1 protein-coding gene is annotated in these 727 nt (G+C 51.4%); it reads left to right on the forward strand.

What is annotated here, in order from left to right:
* Positions 1 to 95: 95 nt before the first annotated feature.
* Positions 96 to 727: transposase (locus ACOCD2_RS23845; protein WP_293650710.1), on the forward strand; the 632-nt coding region annotated here is incomplete at its 3' end.

The following is a 727-nucleotide window of genomic DNA, read 5'->3' on the forward strand; positions in this document are numbered from 1 at the left end:
GGCCTATTGCCGCATCTCCAGTTACCTGCAGACCATGGCAAATCAGGGATACAATCCGCTGGTCGCCATTCAAATGGCCTTTTCGGGACAGCTCTATGCTGATAGGGGTGAGTAGTTACTATCAAGATACGTTATTCAGCACGGTAAGTCCTGCAGACCGGGTGCCTAAAGATCATCCCTTGCGCCCCATTCGCCAACTTGTTGACACAGCATTGTTGGCATTGGAAGAGGATTTTGATGCCCTTTATGCCGAAGCCGGGCGCGACTCCATTCCACCAGAGAAACTATTGCGTGCGCAATTATTGATGGTGTTCTACACCATACGCAGCGAACGGCAGTTGATGGAGCAATTGGACTATAACCTGCTGTTTCGTTGGTTCGTGGGTTTTTCCATAGAGGATCCGGTTTGGCATCATTCTACATTCACCAAGAACCGGGACCGTTTGCTCGAAGGCGACATTGCCCGCCAGTTCTTTGCCCAAGTCCTGGCGCAAGCGGATCAGGCTCATTTGCTTTCCAAAGAGCATTTCAGCGTGGATTTTCGGGGTCAGAAGCGCAAGCGGGATACCCATGAATCCAAAACGGACCCGGATGCGTTTATGTATCGCAAGCGTGTCTTCGACCTCGTGATAGATTTTGGGACATCCCAGTCCCCAAAATCGACTCGGCCTTTGACAACCTATTGGTGCCCCAGCCGTCCTGGTCACCAAGCACTACGCAACAACTT

Source organism: Thiolapillus sp. (assembly GCF_048562965.1).
GTDB classification, from domain to species: domain Bacteria; phylum Pseudomonadota; class Gammaproteobacteria; order Chromatiales; family Chromatiaceae; genus Thiolapillus; species Thiolapillus brandeum_A.